The following is a 2,340-nucleotide window of genomic DNA, read 5'->3' as shown; positions in this document are numbered from 1 at the left end:
CGAAGCCACGGCGGCCAGCTGCTCCAGCTCGAACGCCAGCGACGCCGGACGGCTGGCAGCCGGTGACAGCCCGGACCCGGCGCGGTCGTAGCGGACGAGCCGGCCGCCCTGCGCCAACGCCTCGTAGAGCGCCCGCTCGGGCGGCAGCTCCCAGCTCAGCCGCAGGTGGGTGAGCCAGCCCATCACGTAGACGAGCGGCCGGCCGGCACCGACCGAGGCGTACGCCACGGTGGCGCCGCCTGCCGTCACCACCTGAGCGAGCCGCTGCTGCACCATCGGCTGAGCCGTCAGCTGTTGGCCGCGGAGGACTGTTGCGCCTGCCAGATCGCGATCTGGACGCCCAGCACGAAGATCTGCACCGGCAGCGGCATGCCGGGCAGGTCCGCCTCGATGGCGCCCGACCAGGCGCTCGTCCGGCGCAACGAGCCCACCTTGACCCCGTCGGCGAGCCACGCCTGCCGGTTGCCCCACATCGACTCGCGGCGGAACTCGTAGGTGCGTCCGCCGGCCTGCACGGTCCAGTGCTTACGGCCGGCCCGCTCGACCAGGGCGACCTCCTGGCCCTGGTCGTCGGCCATCCGGTACTTGGTGCCCCAGCCGTTGGCGCGCACCTGGTACCGGCGGCCCTCAACCTCGAAGTCGCCCCCGGTGCGCCACCACGACGGGTCCCAGACGGCCACCGGTGTGCCGTCGGAGACCAGCTGGTAGCGGCCACGCCACATACCCATCCGTTCAGCGGTCAGCATGCCTGCAGAGTAGTGGCCGCGCCGATGATCGGTAGCGCTAGCGGTACCACTGCTTGGTAGCTGTCGGGATCGTTGGCGGCGGCGCCGGAAAATAGCGTTGCCGGCATGACAACGACGAAGAAGTTCCGGAACGTGACGGTCGCTCTCGGCACCGCGGTGGTGCTCGCCGGGGGAGTGGGTGTCGCCAACGCGGCAGTGACACCGAGCGCGGTCGCCGGTGATGTCCAGCAAGCCGGCCCGGCCACGACGCAGTCCGGCTGGCGCGGCGTGACCCGGGAGGCCGTACAGATCGATTTCGGTCAGGGCTGGGTCACCAAGGGTGAGCTCACCTACCCGAGCAACGCCAAGGGCCGGCTGCCGGTGGTCGTGATGCTGCACGGCAGCGGACACAACGACATGAACCAGACCCTGCCGGAGGGCAAGGGCTCAACGTTCGTCCCGCTCGCCCAGGCGGCCAGCCGTGAGGGATTCGCGACGCTGCGCTTCAACAAGCGGGGCGTGACGGACATCGGCCCGGTGGAGAGCACCGACCCGGCCCAGCTGGCCCCGAAGAACCCGTACGACCGGATCCAGCGGGACGCGGCCGCGGTGATCCGCTTCGCCGCCCGCTCGCCGCGGATCGACTCGTCGCGGATCTTCCTGCTCGGGCACAGCGAGGGCACCAACGTGGCGGCCAACCTGGCCGCCGAGCCGAAGAAGTTCGGCATCCCGAAGCCGGCCGGCGTGATCGAGATGGGCGTCGTCGGCCTCGAGATCAAGGAGCTGCTGAGCTTGCAGATCTACGGCCGGCTGCTGCTGCAGCTGCACGACGAGTTCGACGTGAACGCCGACGGCCGGCTGACGGCCACCGAGGCGGTCAACGGCCTGACCGGGCAGCCGAAGGAGGCGGCCGACCAGTTCCGCTCGGTCCTGCTCGACGGGGACAAGGTGGCGGCCGGCACGGACACCGACCACGACGGTCAGGTGGCCATCGACGCCGAAGCCGGCGCGGTGCTGCGCAAGGTCACCGGCATCGACGCCTACCCGAACGTCCCGGGCCTGGACCAGGCCGTGGTCGACTACATCAAGGACATCGCCCGCTTCCCGACCGTCGCGCAGGCCCTGCCCAAGTTCTCCGGCCCGACGCTGATGCTCAACGGTGAGAACGACCTGCAGACCCCGGCCCGCGCCGCCCTGGTCGCCGACGCCGCGGTCGCCGCGGCCGGCAACCAGGACCACAAGATCGTCATCTACCCGGGCATGGCCCACACCATGAACATCACCCCGAAGTTCGTCCCGGCGTTCGGTGAGCCCGACCACCAGGTCGTCACCGAGATCCGCGGCTGGCTCAAGTCCCACCGCTGACCCGCGCGACCCCCGAGGGCGGCCACCGACCCGGTGCGCCGCCCCCGGCGCGTCCGCGATTCAACAAAAGCCCAACGAACGCCCAACGCCGGGCGCCGACGCTCAGCAGGTCGTATCCCACACCTGAGGAGCACCCATGAACAGCACCCGATCGGCCCGCCTGGCCGTCCTCGCCTCCGCCGCCCTGGCCGGCGTCGGCACCGCGGCAACGAGACGGCGCCCGGTGAGCGCGTCGCTCGACCTGGACGCG

2 protein-coding genes and 1 pseudogene are annotated in these 2,340 nt (G+C 71.2%); 1 reads left to right on the top strand and 2 read right to left on the bottom strand.

Features of this window, described 5'->3' with window-relative positions:
- Both AB0C29_RS44215 and AB0C29_RS44210 read right to left on the bottom strand, forming a co-directional pair.
- Positions 1-276, bottom strand: a pseudogene (locus AB0C29_RS44215) (helix-turn-helix transcriptional regulator); the annotation flags it as partial.
- Positions 277-287: 11 nt separating this feature from the next.
- Positions 288-746, bottom strand: coding sequence for a hypothetical protein (locus AB0C29_RS44210; RefSeq protein WP_360833771.1), 459 nt, complete (start codon positions 744-746; stop codon positions 288-290).
- Positions 747-851: 105 nt separating this feature from the next.
- Here AB0C29_RS44210 and AB0C29_RS44205 point away from each other — a divergent pair, with 105 nt between their 5' ends.
- The gene (locus AB0C29_RS44205; RefSeq protein ID WP_360833769.1) at positions 852-2,090 is read left to right on the top strand and encodes an alpha/beta fold hydrolase; all 1,239 of its coding nucleotides are present in this window, start codon (positions 852-854) and stop codon (positions 2,088-2,090) included.
- Positions 2,091-2,340: the final 250 nt, after the last annotated feature.

Origin of the sequence: Actinoplanes sp. NPDC048791 (assembly GCF_040650095.1) — a bacterium.
Lineage (GTDB): Bacteria > Actinomycetota > Actinomycetes > Mycobacteriales > Micromonosporaceae > Actinoplanes.
This window is presented reverse-complemented; position numbering and strand designations above follow the sequence as displayed.

Bases quoted from the DNA above. Each gene is read 5' to 3' on its own strand.
- AB0C29_RS44210 (WP_360833771.1), bottom strand. From the start codon at position 746: ATGCTGACCGCTGAACGGATGGGTATGTGGCGTGGCCGCTACCAGCTG.
- AB0C29_RS44205 (WP_360833769.1), top strand. From the start codon at position 852: ATGACAACGACGAAGAAGTTCCGGAACGTGACGGTCGCTCTCGGCACC.